Origin of the sequence: Paracoccus simplex, assembly GCF_042648325.1 — a bacterium.
Classification (GTDB): domain Bacteria; phylum Pseudomonadota; class Alphaproteobacteria; order Rhodobacterales; family Rhodobacteraceae; genus Paracoccus; species Paracoccus simplex.
Map to the genome: position 1 here is coordinate 1 of NZ_JBHRXE010000029.1, position 1714 is coordinate 1714.

Consider the following 1714-nt stretch of genomic DNA (forward strand, 5'->3'; position numbering starts at 1 on the left):
TTTGAAATTCGAGAGCGAGACATCCTGCCGCATGAAGCGGGCGCAGAACAGGGTATAGGCTGCCGCCCGCGGCAGTTCCTTGTGCGCCTCGATCCAGGCCAGCTCCTCGGGTTCGTAGACAATGGCGCGACCCTTCATGGCTCGCTTGCTCCGATCTTGGGCAGCATCGGCAGGATGCCTTGGCCGTGTTCGGCAAACAGCTTCGCCGCCTTCAGCTGCAGATCAGCATTGCCGACGATGCGATCGGCGACGGAAACGATCGCATCCGCGCGCTTCGCCTCCTGTTCGATCTGCTCGGGCGTCAAGGTCTCGTCGGCCAGGCGTTCCAACTGGGCGAACAAGTGGTTGTTCAGATCTCCGAGCTTGTTTTTCATGACGCGTCTCCTTCGATGGTGGCCAGCCTGCGCTCGGCGGCGGCTATCCAATTGCGGAAGGCCTGTTGCAGGCCCGCCGTTCCGCTCGAGCTGATGCTGTGCATGCAGATGGTGTTGGTCCACGCCTTGTCGTGGATCCGGGCGCCGTAGGTGGCGCGCAGATGGTCGGCGAGGGCCTCGGCGGCTGCGCGGTGCTGGCGGTGTTGATCCGCCCAATCTGCGGCGTTGTCACCGATCATCGGCAGAGCATCTAGGCGCTGACGCAGGTCGGCAATGGTGGATTGCACCAGTTGCGGATCGATGTGGTGCTTAGGCATCGATGCCCCCCTCGATCGCCTTCGGCTGGCTCACGTCGCGCGCGGCCGCTTCGATGGTCTTCACCGCCTGCATGTAGAGCCGGACGCCGTTGAACATCTGCTTGGCCAGCGCCGCGCGGGCGAGGGCCTCGTTCGGGCTGATCTTGCCGTCGCGCAGCTGCTGGAGATCGGCGGCAAGGCCAAGGATGATATCGCGCAGCCCAAGGCTGTCCGCGACCGGCGTGCTGACATAGTCTCGCTCAGCCATGGCGAGCCTCCTCATAGATTTTCCGGCTGGCTTCTTCGGATAGCGCCTCTGACAGGGCCGCAATCTGCTTGGCCAGGCGCATGTCGGGCTTGCGGGTGATCGGTCCAAGCCGCCACCCGTATTGCTCGCAAGCCCAGCAAACCGGCGGATAGTCGGTCTGGGTCGGGTCTTGCCATTGCAGCGGGTGCGCCTTGCCGCAGATGGCGCATTCGAAGGGATCGGGGCGGGGCGGATATATCGGCATCAGGATCGCACCCCCGGCATCTCGTCCCAGGTGCGGCCGTCCAGCAGTCGTCCGGCGGCTTTCTTGCCCTTGCGCTCGATGAAGGCCGCCCCAGCCTCTGGGTAAAGCTCGGCTGCCTTCGGGACATGCGGATGCCCAGCAAGGCACCGCCACCCTGACCTTGGATTGCCTGCGGCCTCTTCTGGTGTCGATGGCGCCCATTCCCCCCATTGCTTGAAATGGAACGCCACGCCGGCGGCGTTGCACTGGTCGCGCAGGGACCGCGCCCAATCCGGATGCATCGGCCGCGCGCCGGGCCCGCTCTCACCGCCGACGATCACGAGGTCGAGCTTCGGCTTGCCACGCTCTATGCGTGGCGGGTCGCTGTCATGCCACCAATTGCCGCGCAACGGGTCATAGAATTTGTGCCCGTCGCACATGTCGTCAAGGATCACCGGCCCCAGCAGCGGCTCCATGGACAGGAACCGCACCGCAGCCGGCACCGCCAGGAGTGTCAATCGGCGTTGAAGAGTGCCCCCTTATCGGCGTCCAA

At 64.8% G+C, this 1714-nt stretch carries 5 protein-coding genes; all 5 read right to left on the minus strand.

The window, feature by feature from the left end:
- Window positions 1-134: 134 nt before the first annotated feature.
- The 5 genes from ACFOMP_RS10785 to ACFOMP_RS10805 are packed head-to-tail and all read right to left on the minus strand — an operon-like array spanning window position 135 to window position 1637.
- Window positions 135-374, minus strand: coding sequence for a hypothetical protein (locus ACFOMP_RS10785; protein WP_379030298.1), 240 nt, complete (start codon window positions 372-374; stop codon window positions 135-137).
- Window positions 371-691: a hypothetical protein gene (locus ACFOMP_RS10790; RefSeq protein WP_379030301.1), complete on the minus strand. Its 321-nt coding sequence runs from the start codon at window positions 689-691 to the stop codon at window positions 371-373. The genes ACFOMP_RS10785 and ACFOMP_RS10790 overlap by 4 nt, the downstream gene beginning before the upstream one ends.
- Entirely contained in the window at window positions 684-938 is a 255-nt protein-coding gene (locus tag ACFOMP_RS10795; RefSeq protein ID WP_379030304.1) for a hypothetical protein, read from the minus strand. The genes ACFOMP_RS10790 and ACFOMP_RS10795 overlap by 8 nt, the downstream gene beginning before the upstream one ends.
- A complete protein-coding gene (locus ACFOMP_RS10800; RefSeq protein ID WP_379030307.1) occupies window positions 931-1182 on the minus strand; it encodes a hypothetical protein in 252 nt (83 codons plus the stop codon). Before ACFOMP_RS10800 ends, ACFOMP_RS10795 begins: the two co-directional genes overlap by 8 nt.
- Entirely contained in the window at window positions 1182-1637 is a 456-nt protein-coding gene (locus ACFOMP_RS10805; RefSeq protein ID WP_379030310.1) for a DUF5131 family protein, read from the minus strand. Before ACFOMP_RS10805 ends, ACFOMP_RS10800 begins: the two co-directional genes overlap by 1 nt.
- Between the last annotated feature and the right edge of the window lie 77 nt (window positions 1638-1714).

Excerpts from the sequence above, each read along its gene's own strand:
- ACFOMP_RS10785 (WP_379030298.1), bottom strand. The coding sequence starts at position 374 with ATGAAAAACAAGCTCGGAGATCTGAACAACCACTTGTTCGCCCAGTTG.
- ACFOMP_RS10790 (WP_379030301.1), bottom strand. The coding sequence starts at position 691 with ATGCCTAAGCACCACATCGATCCGCAACTGGTGCAATCCACCATTGCC.
- ACFOMP_RS10795 (WP_379030304.1), bottom strand. The coding sequence starts at position 938 with ATGGCTGAGCGAGACTATGTCAGCACGCCGGTCGCGGACAGCCTTGGG.
- ACFOMP_RS10800 (WP_379030307.1), bottom strand. The coding sequence starts at position 1,182 with ATGCCGATATATCCGCCCCGCCCCGATCCCTTCGAATGCGCCATCTGC.
- ACFOMP_RS10805 (WP_379030310.1), bottom strand. The coding sequence starts at position 1,637 with ATGGAGCCGCTGCTGGGGCCGGTGATCCTTGACGACATGTGCGACGGG.